The following is a 14,004-nucleotide window of genomic DNA, read 5'->3' as shown; positions in this document are numbered from 1 at the left end:
TTCTATAACAATTCAATAGTTAAGTGAAAAATATTTCATAAACTAATGATTAGGAGGAAATGCATTGAATCAGCCTAAATTTAGAGGATTCTCTTTAGAAACCAACAGTTGGCATTATGGTTATGGATGGAAAGTTAGTGATGATAAAGCTCTTCTGTATACCAATTCAACTCCTATTGAGTGCGAATTAGGTTCTATGGGACAATATACAGGAATCAATGATAAAAATAGTAAAGAAGCATATAATGGTGATTTATTTTATTGGCGTGGAGAATTAAGAAAAGTTGTTTTTCGAGAGGATAAAGGTGCTTTTATGGCTGTTAAAGTAAAAGGATATCAAAGTTACTTTTATTTAAATGATTTAGCGGACCGATTCGAAATTATAGGCAATAATACTGAAAATCATGACTTACCTAAAGAAATAAGCAATTTAACCAATTAATTATAAGAAAGAGACATTTATCGGTTGATTCTCAATACAAATGTCTCTTTCTTTATCTAATGAGGTGCAGATATGAAGATTTGTGCAATATGTAAAGGCAATTATACGGATAAGGAATCAAAAACTCGTCTGTGTAAGTTCTGTAAATCCTGTAAAGCAAAAAGAAATAATTCAATCTTGAAAAAATAAGGAGTTAAGAAACATGGAACAAAAACGTTTTATGCTATTTGCGTTTAATAAAAGCTTCCCTTCTGGTGGGTTCAATGATTTTTTATTTGCATTTAGTACCATAAAAGAATTCGAAGTAAAAATGAACGAATGGATTCAGAAATTTGATTTCTATCACATTGTAGATACGAATGATTTAAAACAGTATGAGATTTATGATGAAGGCGATGTAAATGGTTGGTATGATGATAGTTCTGCTTCCACTGAATTATTAAAAGAGAAATTAATGAAATTACTAAAGAAACTATAAGATACATAGAAATGAGGTAGTTCTACTATGGAATGCAATGAAAAAGAATTAAACACTCTACTGGTAACCTGGGAATCATTTATTGGTAAAACAGCAAAAAGAATCGGTGAAAACCACGGTTATTCTGTAGAATGCAGTACACAGGAAGTTCTTCCACAAGCAGTTATTCAAGAGATTTATCGAAGAATTTGGAAAGACTACGCTATTAAGGACGTTCATATTGTAAGCTTCCATTGTGAAACCTGTGAAGAAAATGATAAAAATAGCCCTTTCCATATGGATACAAATAGCGTTTTAGACCCAAAGGAAAATGACTTAAGTCATTGGGAACCTAATCGCTTACAAGAAATGAAGACGCGTGTGGAGGAAATTGAGGAATCAATTAAAGATATCATCCCTTATCCTGATGCTGAAGATAGAAATCGTGCTTTTAAAGTTTACAACGTATTATATAGAATTAAAGATAATAGAGGCTATTACTCTTTTGTTCAGATAGATAAAGATTTTTATTCAAGAATGAGAGAATTGCAAATCCCTAAAATTGAAGAACTACTAAACGATGCAGAAGACTTATATGAAGTGATTCCTGACCTTAAACAAGGTTACATGCATCCGACAGATAAACCAGGTAATACGAAGCAAACGCCCTATTAAATAGCATTACCACATAATTTATGAGATGTGATATGATTTTATGAGAAATCGTGTTAAGTAAAAAGTTATGAGGTGAATCAAATAGTGAAAAATGTTGAGGGAATTGAATACACTATTTCTGGATTTGAAAATCCTGATAAACTTGCGGTAGGTATTATGAAATTAACTGCTGAGATGTACTCTGCTCCAGGGATAATTTGGGATATACAAACAGATGAGAATACGAACCCTATTACAGTAAAAGTTATTTCTGCTAATAAAATAGACGATAAAATCGAATCATTAATTGGAGAAATAATAGATATAAAAGTTATAACAAAGAATGAAGCTTTCCGAAATCAATTATAAACGCACTTAGTTTTTTATCTATTTCATAGAAAGGAGTTTGATTATGGCCAATAAAGATATATTTGAGTCTATGGAACAAGTAAAAGAATATGCCAAAGAACTAAAGAATCAAGCTCCACCGAATACAGATGAGGATTTTATTGATTTACTATTAGGTTTATATCAAGGTGGAGATGCAGTACATGTAGATGGCATTGGACTAATAGATAAAAGCATTGCCCCTATCGTTCAATCTTTAAATCAAAAAGGATTTCAAACATTATCTTCTTGTTCAGGAATAAAATCAGAACATACTCATGCTAAGTTTAGTTTTGCTCCTGTTCTGGTGTTCAAGGAAACTGAAGATATAGAAAGAAAAAAACGTGTTCAATCAGTTGCTACAAAATTAAAACTTAATTTTCATGATAATGTCGATTGCTATTTACAAAAAGGTTATCGAATTGAGTTACCCTCAGATATGGATGATGACAAATTACTATCACTTTGGAAAGAGTTATATGTAAAACTTATTTCTGAAGGTAATGAAGTTTAAAATCTTCATATATAGACTAAAATGAAATTTATATTATTAAAAGTGGTTCAAGTCACGAAAAGACACTCAATTGAGTGTCTTTTTTATCAAACTTTATTTTTTACCTTCATAATGACCTAATGCACCGCCACCTGGTAAGTCTCTAACTTTCCCTTTGAAGTACCATTTGATTCCTTCGCTCTCAAAATAGCTCGCAAACACACCATCATGTCTATAGAAATCATAAGTTTTATAAACTTGGCGATTTGAGTCCCAAGTATAAGTGAAACCATACTGATTGTTAGTTGATGAGTAGTTTGTTTCTAATTTAATTTTTTGTGCAATTGGTGCCACTTGTTTTGTATTCTCTACACCTTCTGTACTTGCCGATGCAGAACCAATTCCTCCCGTTAATACGATACCAGTTGCTAATGTTCCAACTACTAATTTCTTAAACATACTAATTCCCCCTTGATAGTTTTATAACTTACATATCAACTGTAACATAATTTACTTTAATGTTAATATATTACAACTGTAGAAATATTTATCTGTATTTTGGGAATATTAGGAATTATATTTCTGAACAGATAGAATTTATTTTTTTTAACTTGGGAATACTTACATATAAAACCTCTTTTTAAAGGAGATACAAATGGATTTTCTAAACGAATTTATTTACATTCATGATGTTCAAATCAGGCAAAACCCTATATACACACAAATACTCTCTGTAATAGATATAGATGAATTTCTTACACAGTGTCAGAGAAGTACATCCGTCCCCTATGCAGAAGCAACTCATTTAGCTTGCAGACAAGCAACAATGTATATCTTATATAAATTAGCATCGGCAATTGAAAATAAAGAATCTGCACTTAATACTATTCGCATTTGTGAAGGGTATGTATCTCAACAACATCACACTTGGATTCTTATCGGAGAGGAATTTTATGTAGATTTAACATTAGCTCAATTTTTCCCCAATCACTCTATTCAAAAGCTATCTATCCTTCCAGTACATACAGCACCTTACAAACATGTACAACACTATTCATGGGACCATTGGGTTCAATTGCAACCGATTGAATAAGACAACCCTTTTTAATCGTATATGTAACCTCATTTAAAACGTAAATGGATACACTACTTCCTCTACGAGCATCTACACAAATAATTTCATAGAGATTCTAAAGGAGTCTCTATTTTTATTATCAACTATTGTAAAAATATGTCGAAAATAGTATTTTTCGGAATAAATCGAACATTAGTTCTTGTTTTTTCCACACTTCTATTGTATATTAGTGTTGGGAAAGAATTTTCTCAGATGTTTAACTTTTAAAAGTTATGAACATAACGATAAATGTTACACATGAGAAATGTATGAATTAAGCCCTCCCTATTTTTGAATCTTTTTATGAGATAGAAAAATAGAGTCGTCATCTTTTTAATATGGCGTGAATTTTGGAGGTCTCCTCCCTTCTATCAACTTCGGTGTTATTTATTTTTATTCACTTTTAAAAATATAAACCCCGAACATTCTGTAAGAAAATGCATTTATTAAGTATTTTTATTCACTCGATATTAAAAGATTCTCTTCCCTACTATTTCGTAATACGAAAAGAGATTTTTTATGGACTTACAATTCTAAAAAAAGGTTTTGTTTCAAATAGAAGCATTCTATAACCTGAGGAGGTTTAAACATGAAGAAGGATATTGAAATTAAACGTCAAGAGAAATTACGAAAAAAGCTCCTCTCTCTTCCTGACTGTGCAGTGGACTTCATTTATTCATTAGAAACATCAAAAGAATTAAACACTCGTATCGAATATGCTAAAGACCTGAATCTATTTTTTGATTTTCTTCTGCTCGATAACAAAGTTTCAGCAAGCCATACCAGGGATATTACAACAGTAGATTTAGATTCTTTACGAGATAGAGATATTATTGATTTTATGGATTACTTAACACATTATTCAAAAACCTTTTTCACTTCAAAAGGTAAAGAAACCACACAAGAATTCACGAATACATCCAGTGGGAAATCAAGAAAACTTGCTACTTTACATAAGTTTTTTGGGTATTTATTTAAGCAAAAGCGATTATCCAAAGATGTAACAGCAGGTATAGAAATGAAAGTACCTACCAAAGCGAAAATTAAAAATAGATTAAGTCCTGGAGATATTGAACGATTCTTCAAAACAATTGTAGAAGATGTACATATCGAAAACTCAAGAAAAGAAAATTTTCATAAAAAGGTTAAATTTAGAGATTACATTATGGTATTAACTATGGCTTACACAGGTATTCGAGTATCCGAATTGGTTCAGTTGGATATAGATGATGTATATATAGAAAAGCAGATGCTTGTTGTCATTCGAAAGGGTGGAGATGAACAAGCTATCCCGATGCCAGGAAGGATTCTTGATGATTTAACAGATTATCTTGTGGAGAGAAAGAAATTAACCGATGTAAAAAAAGAAGATGCAAAGGCCCTATTTGTTTCCCTTCATAAAAAACGGATGAATGAAAGAACAGTTCGTTTAATGTTGGAGAAATATAGAGTTCGTAGTGGTTTAGATATAAAGATAACACCCCATGTTTTTAGACGTACATTTGGAACAAATCATTACAATACTTATCAGGATATGTATTTGACTGCACAGGTACTCGGACACGGCTCTGCGGAAACAACTCGAAGGTTTTATGCGGACCCTTCTCAAGAACGTGTCTCCGAATCCATGAAGCAGTTTGATTATGAATACACGAAAAAAAAGACAAGTAATGATTCCATTCAATTATCTAAACTGGAGCAACTTGCAGATAAGTTAGGGATGGATATAAATGAATTAATGGCAGAATTAAAATGAGCAGAGAATTCACTCTGCTCATTCTTTTTTATAACATATAGTTCAACTTCAAATGTCATACGCATAAAAAGAGACGTATTTCAATAACAATTAGTTTAATTTAATAGAATATTCATGCCCTTGGATGCAGAATTCTAATAACACTTAGTTCTATATATTTTTCGGGTGGTTTCAGTATATCTTAATAACAATTAGTTAATCTATTAGTACCATTACTAATTCCATCGTTTACTCTTTAACGTTTTAATAACACTCAGTTTATTCATAATTTATCTTAAGAGATGAAGGAATAAGATTCCAATAACATATAGTTCTACAACTAATAAGATGGCTAACTCTTTCGTTTATGCTTTAACTTTTTAATAACAGTAAGTTCTTTGTACATTGGGCATCGTCTCATTTGTTGTTAATTCTAATAACAATAAGTTTTAACTTTAAAATGTACTCATACGATACGAAAAACGTTATTTCAATAACATATAGTTCTATATAATTGTTTATTTGCTGATATGGTTACTATTGTACTTTTCATTTTTTAATAACATTTAGTTCCTTATACAAACTTCAAGAATACTGCCAGTTCCTTGCTTATAATAACAAAAAGTTTTCATTAACTGCCATTTACCATCTTGATATTTATCATTTTACACCCACAATAACTCCTTGCATATAGATAAACGGTTCGACCCCCTAAAAATTATCCGTCCATTTCCTTCGATGCTTCTTCCATGGCATAACTTAAACGAACCAAGAAATCCTTACACTCTAATCGCTCTACTTCTGCTTCTATCATCATTCTTATCCTTTTTGCTTCAGGTTTATTTTCTTTATTTGCTTTTAATTGCTTCTTTAAAAAGGCAATCCTTCTCATATTTTCAATCACATACGGTTGTAAGTTTTCTTTCATTTCTTCTGCACTCATAAAGACACCTCATTCAATCAACATTTTTCTCATTATGAACATAATCATCTCAATTCATTCTTTTACACAATGATACTCATTTTGCCTAATCATCATAACGATAATAAAAAGAGTTAATATTAGGAATATTTTGTAAATATTTTATCAATTTACCAATATGACAGCCGATGTTAACCTGAGGGTACATCAACATATCCCAAAGGAGGTATTATTTTACAATGTTTAAAAAGATTATCGCTGTTGCTTCAACGTTAGGATTGTCTTTTGGTATTGCGAGCGTTTCCAGTGCAGAAGAGGTTACTACATCACCACTTTTACCTCAATTAAACTCACAAATTCAGTTTGAGTCTACAATATCTACTTTAGCTCCCCAAAGACTACACACTGAATATAGATACTACACAAAGAAAGAGTATATAATGGCCGCTGATATACCTAAAGTGTTCTCTGTAACGAAAGATGGCTATTCTGGGAAAATATACAAGGAGTCTGTTGAGCATTGGGGTAAACACGATGATTGGTGGAAAGTTAAATATTCTGGTCATTTAACAAAACACATGCAGTAATTATTGATATACAGGGGAAAGACACTTTATAAGGTGTCTTTTTTCTTACTCTAATAGATTTATAGACAATTACATAGCAAAGAACCAATACCTATATAGATACTGGTTCTTCTACTAAAACACTATACTCTTAGAAGCTTCTTAACAATTCCCACAGACACAAAGCAATTAAAATCAACCCTACTAATGTATACAACATACGTTACACCTCCTGTTTTCTATAAGTAATAGAAGACTATTACATACACAGTTAAGGTCTGTGTACCTAATTCGCTCGTCTTCCCTTATAGTAATTACGTCTATATTGAAGTGAAAAAAGATGGCCTCATTTTATGAAAACACCCGTTGTTTTCCATGACTCTCTCTATTTCGCATGTTTAGGTAGCTAAAATAGCTCTGTTTCACATGAAATTCACTGTTTATGGGACAAAAAAGAAGAACATAGTGGGATTTTTCGTGTTCTTCTTCATTTTATTAAGTTCATAATATTCTTTTGTAGTCTTCTAATCCTTCTCTGTTTGAAGTAAGACTTTGTGTCTTGTATGACTTTATGCCCGTCTGTTTGATATACAACCTCGTTATTTATAAACGTTTTCGGTATGATGTTTCTTAAATCTAAGAAACCAAACATTACCAAACACTCTATAAAAGTAATATCTCCTTTTATCATCCCTTTTGCAAAATGATAAAAATCAAAAGAATCTGTTCCGACTAAAACGATTGTCAAAATGAATGTAAATAAAACACCACCCATAGAGATAATGTTTTTCATTAAATACTTCCTTTTATTTGCATCTGCAATTTCAAAATAACAACGTCCTCCTGCTCCTATAAGAAATTGCAGTTTACCGATAGTAAAGAGTTTTTTCTCTCCTCCTATTTGAATAGCAGTGATTTGATTACCTGTAATGAAAACAAAAAATGCATGACCTAATTCATGAATAAGCACGATACATTTACTTGCAAAGAACACTTTGCATATTAGAATAAAAATAAGACTAATATATGACACCATTTCCACGTTACATCCTCCTAAATAAATTCAAATGAATACCTATTTTATAAATTTATTTATTATAGACTTTTGTGGTTTGGGTTATAAAAAAAAGAAAACTCCTTGCTCTTAGCAAGAAGTTATGTTCATAACATTAAGTTTTATAATTTTGAATACGGAACTGAATCACGAACATCCTAATAACAATAAGTTCTTCATAAGAGATATCAGAGTGTGCTCTCGTGCATATTTCAATAACAATTAGTTGTTTTTAAACGATGAAAATTGATAAGTAAACAGTTTCTATACATAGTATTAATAACAATAAGTTCATTCTAAATATAAAATTTACTTAGACATTTATAATAACATTTAGCTTTATACAATTTCATCTTTCTTTTAGATTACAGAAATAGAATAAATTTGTATATAGCAAAACGGTTCGAGCCCCCAAATTTTCAGAGGCTCTTTTCTCATGTAAAAGCCCCTTTGCTATTTGTTTTTCATCTTTAATATTTCAACTTTTATCTCATCAATTAATTCTTTCGTTTTTGAAGGGGAATTTTTAAGGTGTGGTGCATACGTCACAGGCTTCTCCTTCAAAAGATTACTTTTAAACTTTTTCTCCATCCTATCACCTTCTATATCATATATAAATTAATTTTTCATCTATTGCCATCTTTTAGCTTATCAATAGCCTTTTCTTGTTTTTCTATTAATTCTCTTGTGTATTTAGCCATAGGTACATCCATTACTTCCAATTTCTCTTTTTGAATATAATCAGGATAATTGAACCCAGGTAATTTATCAAATATCTCTTCCTGAACAGATTTCTCAAGTATTTGAATTAATACTTGTGGTTTTTCTTTTAATAAAAGTGACAACACTGGATGCTGTTTTACTTTAGATAAGAAAAAGAATTCATTCTCAGTGAATTGATAATCTTTCCGTGAATCCATATTTAATCAGCTCCCTTTATTCATTTAGATAATCGAAAATATGTTAAAGAAAAAAGCATGGAATAACCATGCTTTTATCGTCTTCTAAGTTTGCTAAACAAACGTTTATTTTCAGTTAATAATTGTTGAGTATGTAAAGCCGTTGGGATTTGAACAACCTCACAGTTTGGGTCCTTGCTTAAAAAGAAGGGAATATTTTCTGTTTTTGAATCTCTTATTTGTTTTTCGTTTTCAATAACCATCATTTTGTTCATAATATCTCCTCCACTTCCTTTACCATTATTCTATCATATAGTTATTTTTTTAACCAACTATGAATAATAGCAAGGTCATATACATTCGATATGTCATTATCAAGCATTATACTTTTTTGACTTGTTACTACGATTACAATGTTTTCGACAATAGATGTTGCTACCATTACCATATTCGTCTCTGGTTGCAACACCCCTTTTTCAACATTCAACTCATCATACTGCTCTTGTGAAATCTTTATTCCATATTGAGTCGTTAATTGTTGCATCAATACTTGCGGGTTATTGTTTTGATAAACATCAATTTTATAATCGCATAAATTAGCATACAAATTCATAATGCTACCTAAAGAATTCAAGTATTTAGCTGAAGTATTCATATCCACCTGCTTAAAGTAATTAGGATTCATACTTCTAATTACTGCTGAGAAATTTGCGTCTCTTGCTTTGCCCATCTCAATCGTTTTCGTTAAATCTTTATTATTTTTCTCAATGGCTGTTAATTCGGTTCCCCATATTTTTGATATTCGTGGTGTTTGAAAAATTGCCAAATCTACAAATACAAAAATAGAAACATACAATAGATAGTCCTGCCAATCTTTTGCATTAAAACCTACCGCATTAAAATGAATTCCCATCGCAAAAATCAATAAAAAATACCAAGTTTTTCGCAAATTATGAGTTAATTCTTCATAAACTGATGTCTTAAACCAACTCAAATACAATGAATATACTAAGAAACATATCGGAACAATCCATTTAAACTTTGCTATAAAACTACCAACTTTAAATAACCCTGTAAAAATACCAATTCCTGTAACCATACAATATCACCTCTTTAAAATAAAAAGCAAATCAACTACATACATATAATTGATACAGAACAATAAAAATCCTTTTTAAAAACATAACTTTTTTACATTGTGAAATTATCACTCCTTTTTCATTAAATCTATATATTATAAGCAAGTTATATCGGATACATAAGAGAATAAAAAACAAAATAAAAACAATGACTACAATAGCCATTGTTCATAATAAATAATAGATAACATATAGTTTTTTATAAGTTTTTGCTAAATAAAGGCGTCCTTATAATGCTAATAACAAATAGTTCGAACGATAAATTACCAACTACTACTTCCATTTAAATGGCAGGTTTCAATAACATTGAGTTCTTTATATTTTTCAAACACTTTAATTTTCTGGAACAAACTTCACTTCAGTTATATCACCGTAATTAATTCTCTGGAGTGCTCTTTCTTTGATGTCTTCTGAGATTTCATTTTTTAATTCTCCTGCTAATCTCTTTGCAATCTCTATTTGGTCTACAAGAGTCTCCACAACTAAATTTGGGGCATTTTCCTTTTTCAAATGCTTTATTGCTTTTTTAGTCCGATTAGCAAATCCATTCAAAGCATTCATTGTAACTTCTTTTTCTTTTAACTGCCTAATATTCATCCAAATCTTTCTCCTCAATTTATTATTCTTTTAACAACATATAGTTCAATATAAATTAATTAAGAAAGAACCGTTCTTTTAATAACATATAGTTTTATATAATAGATAAAGACAAGACTCCCTACTTTTAATAACAATTAGTTCTTTATAAGTAATTAACTTCTGTTTGACGAATTTGCAAACATGTTCTAATAACATGAAGTTCATATATAATTAGAGTATGATGATACCTAAATTTAATAACACTTACCCCTATTAATATTCTTTTTATAAAAGGTTGTTAGCTCTACAATTTCATTTTATCCATATTTCATCTATATAGATAGACCAAAATGGTTCGAGCTTATAAAAAAACACCCATCAAATAATGATGGATGCTCCACAAAAAATATAGAACAGATATATATTTATTATATCGTAGAACCTTGTGAAAGGATACCTAATTCAGATTCTCTATCATTCAAATTCAACCTGTAATTCTTCCTCTTCAATATAAATCCGTTTAATAGACTTATTTTGCTCTGGAATAGGTTCAACAGGCAGTATATGAAGAAATTTACTATACTTCATGATTTCATGTACGCTTAATGAATCAGCAGTAAGAGAACCAATTCCAAATCCATGGAACCATTTTCCTGCCTCTACACCATACATCCCACCTAATAGTTCTTCTCTATATTCTTCACTACCAATAATAATAATCTCATTCATATATAAAGGAATAATCGTATCAAGTGAAGCGATTGTTCCTTGTTGTAAGCATTCTTCTATTGAGATATCATCTGGTCCTTCTATTTCTCCATTCTTAATTTTCGTTTTAATCCCCCACTGATAGACTACATCTTCATCCAGTACCAATAATTCTTTAGGTACTTCACAAACAATATAAACTGGAAAATCTCCAGTCTCGTTCCAAAGTGAAGTGATAGATTCAGATTCGTAACGTTCTTTCCCTACTTGATTAATGAGTGACTCCTTGTTCGCATGAAAAGCGTACCAATAATGCCATTTTATTGATAAATACACCAACTCAGGATTTGAAGGCACATGAGTAAAATTATTTATTTCATTTTGATTTCGAGATGTAATTCCATGTTTTAAAATCTCATTTAATCTTTTAGTTGTCGTTCCGTGATATAGAGTAATCGTGTCCCAGGGCTCTTCTACTTCGGTAAATGACTGTTTCTTTTTTACCGCATTTTGTTTGATTCGTTCTTTCATTTCTTCTAAATTCATTATAAATAGCTCCTTTTATATCGCATTTTTAAAAATACCTGTTTTGTTATGTTTATAACATTATACTACATCATCTATATTCTTCATTCTAATCATAATTACACAAAATAAAACTACCTATTATCAAATTAATTAGGTAGTTTTATTTTTATTTATGCATTTATTATGCTAATTCACTTAAACCAATTCCAATCAAAGTCAATTTGTAATTTCTCGTCTTTAATATAAATACTTTTTATTTTAGGATTATCTTCAATAATTGGAGAAAACACCACAACTTTCACTAAATTACCATAAGCTACTTGCTCATATAAATTTAATGAATCAGCAGTTATTGAGCCAATCCCAAATCCTTTAAACCAAAGATTCGCTTCTTCTCCATATGCTCCATCTAACAAATCATCCCTATATTCTTCACTACCAATAATGTTAACCTCATCTATATACCAAGGTTTAATCGTATCAATCGAAGCTACCATGCCATGTTCTAAACAATCCTCTAACGAAATATCATCTGGGCTTTCAATATCGCCATTTTGAATTTTCTCTTTAATATCTAATTGATGAACCACATTTTCATCTAATACCAATATTTCTTTTGGCACTTCTAAAGAAATATAAATTGGAAAGTCACCTGTTTCATTCCAAAGAGAAGTAATAGACTCTGATTCATATCGTTCTTTTCCTACAGTTGCAATTAATGATTTTTTATTTTCCTGGAAAGCGTACCAATAATGCCATTTTGTTGTTAAATAAACCAACTCAGGATGTGAAGGTACACCATTTTGAGGAGTAATTCCATGTTGTAAAATATCATTCAATTTTTTACTTGTTGTTCCGTAATACAACGTAACAACTTCCCAAGGTTCCTTCAATTCTGTAAACATTTGTTTTCTTTTCATTGCACTTTGTTTAATTAATTCTTTCATTCCATCTAAATTCATTTTAAATAGCCCCTTTTACATTAAATTTATTTAAATACCTGTTTTTTTATATTCCTATGATTATACTATTCCAATACTTCATTCATTCAATAAAATCTCTGTCAGCATACATATTTCCCTTCATAGTTCGTCTTCTATTAAAAAAAACTATATTATATCCTTTTATTTTAATTTTTAGAGGTTAAACAATTGCAAAATATAGTCAATTCTCCTTATGATAAGAAGATGACGGTTTTTATTTCCTATTCAAATACGGTTAAGGAGCGTGAAAATATTGGCTATTTTTATTATCATTTTAGTTATTGCTATTATTGGTATTGGAGGTTTGTTTGTAATCAAACAGTTTTCAAGCCAAAATAAAGAACAAAGCTTATCCTCCTTGTTAATTACAACGGGTCTTTCTTTAGTTGTCAGTGCTTTTGGTTCTCCCTGGGACAAACCACTCCAAACCCTATCAATCTTAAAAAATAGCGAAACAGCGAAAGAATCCATCGCTATTACAAAAGAAATGTCCGAACCTAATGTTCTTCAACTTATTGTCGGTGCACTATTATTCGTAGCAGGAATTTACTTCTGGAGATATATTAAAAATAGAATATTCATTTTAAACATCAACGGTTATTTTGATAAAAGAATTGAAGGACATAATCGTGATTTAGGTTTAGGAACATTTGAATTCAAAGAAAGAGAAATTGATTTCATTCAAACCTATAAAAAAGGTATAAATCCTACTACTACAAAAGATATCGCTAATATGCTGAAAGAAAAAATAACTTCCTTTAAAGATGAAAGTAAAGAGTTTAAAAGAGGTTACACAGGTATCGCTCCTATCCCGTTTGTAGCATTAGCAGGAACGTATTTACAAAGAGAAAAAATAGACCATTATTTCGAGTTCGACAAAATAGAAACTGAAAAATTCTACGAGTTAAAAGAAGGTAATGGATACTCTGCTTTAGAGGTTAAAACAGATTTGAATCATTTAAATCCAAATGCAATAGAAGTGGTATTATCTATTTCTGTCACAAAAGAAATTAAGGATGCTCAATTAACTCAGTTTGAAGGCGTAGATGTTGTGAAACTGGCAGTAGATACACCAGATGATAATAAAATACGCTATACAAATCAACTTAAAGATTATGTAAAAACTATCATGGATACGATTGAAGAAATTGGAGCAACAAAAGTTCATTTGGTTTGTTCCAGTCAAAGTTGTTTAGCATTAGAAATAGGAAAAAGAATTGAAAATTATAGAATGGCACAAGTTATCTGCTACTTCTTTGATATGCATACCCCAAAAAAATATCCTTGGGGCATTGTTCTTAACGGTGACGAGAAAGGTAAATACATTCAAGCTTAATGGAGGAT

Annotated in this window: 19 protein-coding genes; 9 read left to right on the top strand and 10 right to left on the bottom strand. The window is 30.4% G+C overall.

Features of this window, described 5'->3' with window-relative positions; translation table 11 throughout:
- Window positions 1-64: 64 nt before the first annotated feature.
- The 5 genes from CQ064_RS09175 (at window position 65) to CQ064_RS09155 (ending at window position 2,454) form a co-directional block, all read left to right on the top strand.
- On the top strand, window positions 65-442 hold the full coding sequence (locus tag CQ064_RS09175; protein WP_001075501.1) for a YopX family protein: 378 nt from the start codon (window positions 65-67) through the stop codon (window positions 440-442).
- Between the two features lie 202 nt (window positions 443-644).
- Window positions 645-920 carry a hypothetical protein gene (locus CQ064_RS09170; RefSeq protein WP_000436058.1) on the top strand — a complete coding sequence of 92 codons (276 nt, stop codon included), beginning with the start codon at window positions 645-647 and terminating at the stop codon, window positions 918-920.
- Window positions 921-947: 27 nt separating this feature from the next.
- Window positions 948-1,574 carry a hypothetical protein gene (locus tag CQ064_RS09165; protein WP_000389016.1) on the top strand — a complete coding sequence of 209 codons (627 nt, stop codon included), beginning with the start codon at window positions 948-950 and terminating at the stop codon, window positions 1,572-1,574.
- 84 nt (window positions 1,575-1,658) lie between these two features.
- The gene (locus tag CQ064_RS09160) at window positions 1,659-1,922 is read left to right on the top strand and encodes a hypothetical protein (RefSeq protein ID WP_000799858.1); all 264 of its coding nucleotides are present in this window, start codon (window positions 1,659-1,661) and stop codon (window positions 1,920-1,922) included.
- A gap of 43 nt (window positions 1,923-1,965) precedes the next feature.
- On the top strand, window positions 1,966-2,454 hold the full coding sequence (locus CQ064_RS09155) for a hypothetical protein (protein ID WP_001284364.1): 489 nt from the start codon (window positions 1,966-1,968) through the stop codon (window positions 2,452-2,454).
- A gap of 93 nt (window positions 2,455-2,547) precedes the next feature.
- Here the strand turns inward: CQ064_RS09155 and CQ064_RS09150 are convergent, their stop codons facing one another.
- Window positions 2,548-2,892, bottom strand: a complete 345-nt coding sequence (locus CQ064_RS09150; protein WP_000473851.1) for an LCI fold-containing protein — start codon at window positions 2,890-2,892, stop codon at window positions 2,548-2,550.
- A 196-nt stretch (window positions 2,893-3,088) separates the two neighbouring features.
- On the opposite strand from CQ064_RS09150, the gene CQ064_RS09145 reads away from it, so the two are divergent.
- Both CQ064_RS09145 and CQ064_RS09140 read left to right on the top strand, forming a co-directional pair.
- Window positions 3,089-3,526, top strand: a complete 438-nt coding sequence (locus tag CQ064_RS09145) for a hypothetical protein (protein WP_000346904.1) — start codon at window positions 3,089-3,091, stop codon at window positions 3,524-3,526.
- A gap of 610 nt (window positions 3,527-4,136) precedes the next feature.
- The gene (locus tag CQ064_RS09140; protein WP_000710755.1) at window positions 4,137-5,303 is read left to right on the top strand and encodes a tyrosine-type recombinase/integrase; all 1,167 of its coding nucleotides are present in this window, start codon (window positions 4,137-4,139) and stop codon (window positions 5,301-5,303) included.
- A 697-nt stretch (window positions 5,304-6,000) separates the two neighbouring features.
- Here the strand turns inward: CQ064_RS09140 and CQ064_RS09135 are convergent.
- Complete coding sequence (locus CQ064_RS09135; RefSeq protein ID WP_001271662.1) at window positions 6,001-6,225, bottom strand: hypothetical protein; 225 nt, start codon at window positions 6,223-6,225, stop codon at window positions 6,001-6,003.
- 218 nt (window positions 6,226-6,443) lie between these two features.
- Between CQ064_RS09135 and CQ064_RS09130 the strand changes: the two genes are divergently transcribed.
- Window positions 6,444-6,791, top strand: a complete 348-nt coding sequence (locus CQ064_RS09130; RefSeq protein WP_000473367.1) for a hypothetical protein — start codon at window positions 6,444-6,446, stop codon at window positions 6,789-6,791.
- Between the two features lie 466 nt (window positions 6,792-7,257).
- Here the strand turns inward: CQ064_RS09130 and CQ064_RS09125 are convergent, their stop codons facing one another.
- From CQ064_RS09125 to CQ064_RS09095, 8 genes are all read right to left on the bottom strand, one after another.
- On the bottom strand, window positions 7,258-7,806 hold the full coding sequence (locus CQ064_RS09125) for a hypothetical protein (protein WP_241199321.1): 549 nt from the start codon (window positions 7,804-7,806) through the stop codon (window positions 7,258-7,260).
- A 471-nt stretch (window positions 7,807-8,277) separates the two neighbouring features.
- Window positions 8,278-8,415, bottom strand: coding sequence for a hypothetical protein (locus CQ064_RS33475; protein WP_000412112.1), 138 nt, complete (start codon window positions 8,413-8,415; stop codon window positions 8,278-8,280).
- 35 nt (window positions 8,416-8,450) lie between these two features.
- Window positions 8,451-8,744, bottom strand: coding sequence for a hypothetical protein (locus CQ064_RS09120; protein ID WP_000378335.1), 294 nt, complete (start codon window positions 8,742-8,744; stop codon window positions 8,451-8,453).
- A gap of 74 nt (window positions 8,745-8,818) precedes the next feature.
- A complete protein-coding gene (locus CQ064_RS09115) occupies window positions 8,819-8,998 on the bottom strand; it encodes a hypothetical protein (RefSeq protein WP_001038517.1) in 180 nt (59 codons plus the stop codon).
- A gap of 41 nt (window positions 8,999-9,039) precedes the next feature.
- Complete coding sequence (locus CQ064_RS09110) at window positions 9,040-9,822, bottom strand: type II toxin-antitoxin system SpoIISA family toxin (protein ID WP_000256069.1); 783 nt, start codon at window positions 9,820-9,822, stop codon at window positions 9,040-9,042.
- Between the two features lie 373 nt (window positions 9,823-10,195).
- Window positions 10,196-10,459 carry a hypothetical protein gene (locus CQ064_RS09105; RefSeq protein ID WP_001026376.1) on the bottom strand — a complete coding sequence of 88 codons (264 nt, stop codon included), beginning with the start codon at window positions 10,457-10,459 and terminating at the stop codon, window positions 10,196-10,198.
- Between the two features lie 456 nt (window positions 10,460-10,915).
- Window positions 10,916-11,695 (bottom strand): hypothetical protein, encoded by a 780-nt coding sequence (locus CQ064_RS09100; RefSeq protein ID WP_001047224.1) that lies wholly within the window; start codon window positions 11,693-11,695, stop codon window positions 10,916-10,918.
- 173 nt (window positions 11,696-11,868) lie between these two features.
- A complete protein-coding gene (locus tag CQ064_RS09095; protein ID WP_001046937.1) occupies window positions 11,869-12,639 on the bottom strand; it encodes a hypothetical protein in 771 nt (256 codons plus the stop codon).
- 265 nt (window positions 12,640-12,904) lie between these two features.
- On the opposite strand from CQ064_RS09095, the gene CQ064_RS09090 reads away from it, so the two are divergent.
- Entirely contained in the window at window positions 12,905-13,996 is a 1,092-nt protein-coding gene (locus CQ064_RS09090; RefSeq protein ID WP_003273106.1) for an SAVED domain-containing protein, read from the top strand.
- Window positions 13,997-14,004: the final 8 nt, after the last annotated feature.

Origin of the sequence: Bacillus sp. MYb78, from assembly GCF_002975115.1 — a bacterium.
GTDB classification, from domain to species: domain Bacteria; phylum Bacillota; class Bacilli; order Bacillales; family Bacillaceae_G; genus Bacillus_A; species Bacillus_A cereus.
The sequence above is the reverse complement of the archived record's forward strand: the minus strand, read 5'-3'. Positions and strand labels throughout refer to the sequence as shown.

What these genes read in the sequence shown, in the direction of transcription:
- CQ064_RS09170 (WP_000436058.1), top strand. Translation starts at nt 645, where the DNA reads ATGGAACAAAAACGTTTTATGCTATTTGCGTTTAATAAAAGCTTCCCT.
- CQ064_RS09165 (WP_000389016.1), top strand. Translation starts at nt 948, where the DNA reads ATGGAATGCAATGAAAAAGAATTAAACACTCTACTGGTAACCTGGGAA.
- CQ064_RS09155 (WP_001284364.1), top strand. Translation starts at nt 1,966, where the DNA reads ATGGCCAATAAAGATATATTTGAGTCTATGGAACAAGTAAAAGAATAT.
- CQ064_RS09150 (WP_000473851.1), bottom strand. Translation starts at nt 2,892, where the DNA reads ATGTTTAAGAAATTAGTAGTTGGAACATTAGCAACTGGTATCGTATTA.
- CQ064_RS09145 (WP_000346904.1), top strand. Translation starts at nt 3,089, where the DNA reads ATGGATTTTCTAAACGAATTTATTTACATTCATGATGTTCAAATCAGG.
- CQ064_RS09140 (WP_000710755.1), top strand. Translation starts at nt 4,137, where the DNA reads ATGAAGAAGGATATTGAAATTAAACGTCAAGAGAAATTACGAAAAAAG.
- CQ064_RS09135 (WP_001271662.1), bottom strand. Translation starts at nt 6,225, where the DNA reads ATGAGTGCAGAAGAAATGAAAGAAAACTTACAACCGTATGTGATTGAA.
- CQ064_RS09130 (WP_000473367.1), top strand. Translation starts at nt 6,444, where the DNA reads ATGTTTAAAAAGATTATCGCTGTTGCTTCAACGTTAGGATTGTCTTTT.
- CQ064_RS09125 (WP_241199321.1), bottom strand. Translation starts at nt 7,806, where the DNA reads ATGGTGTCATATATTAGTCTTATTTTTATTCTAATATGCAAAGTGTTC.
- CQ064_RS33475 (WP_000412112.1), bottom strand. Translation starts at nt 8,415, where the DNA reads ATGGAGAAAAAGTTTAAAAGTAATCTTTTGAAGGAGAAGCCTGTGACG.
- CQ064_RS09120 (WP_000378335.1), bottom strand. Translation starts at nt 8,744, where the DNA reads ATGGATTCACGGAAAGATTATCAATTCACTGAGAATGAATTCTTTTTC.
- CQ064_RS09115 (WP_001038517.1), bottom strand. Translation starts at nt 8,998, where the DNA reads ATGAACAAAATGATGGTTATTGAAAACGAAAAACAAATAAGAGATTCA.
- CQ064_RS09110 (WP_000256069.1), bottom strand. Translation starts at nt 9,822, where the DNA reads ATGGTTACAGGAATTGGTATTTTTACAGGGTTATTTAAAGTTGGTAGT.
- CQ064_RS09105 (WP_001026376.1), bottom strand. Translation starts at nt 10,459, where the DNA reads ATGAATATTAGGCAGTTAAAAGAAAAAGAAGTTACAATGAATGCTTTG.
- CQ064_RS09100 (WP_001047224.1), bottom strand. Translation starts at nt 11,695, where the DNA reads ATGAATTTAGAAGAAATGAAAGAACGAATCAAACAAAATGCGGTAAAA.
- CQ064_RS09095 (WP_001046937.1), bottom strand. Translation starts at nt 12,639, where the DNA reads ATGAATTTAGATGGAATGAAAGAATTAATTAAACAAAGTGCAATGAAA.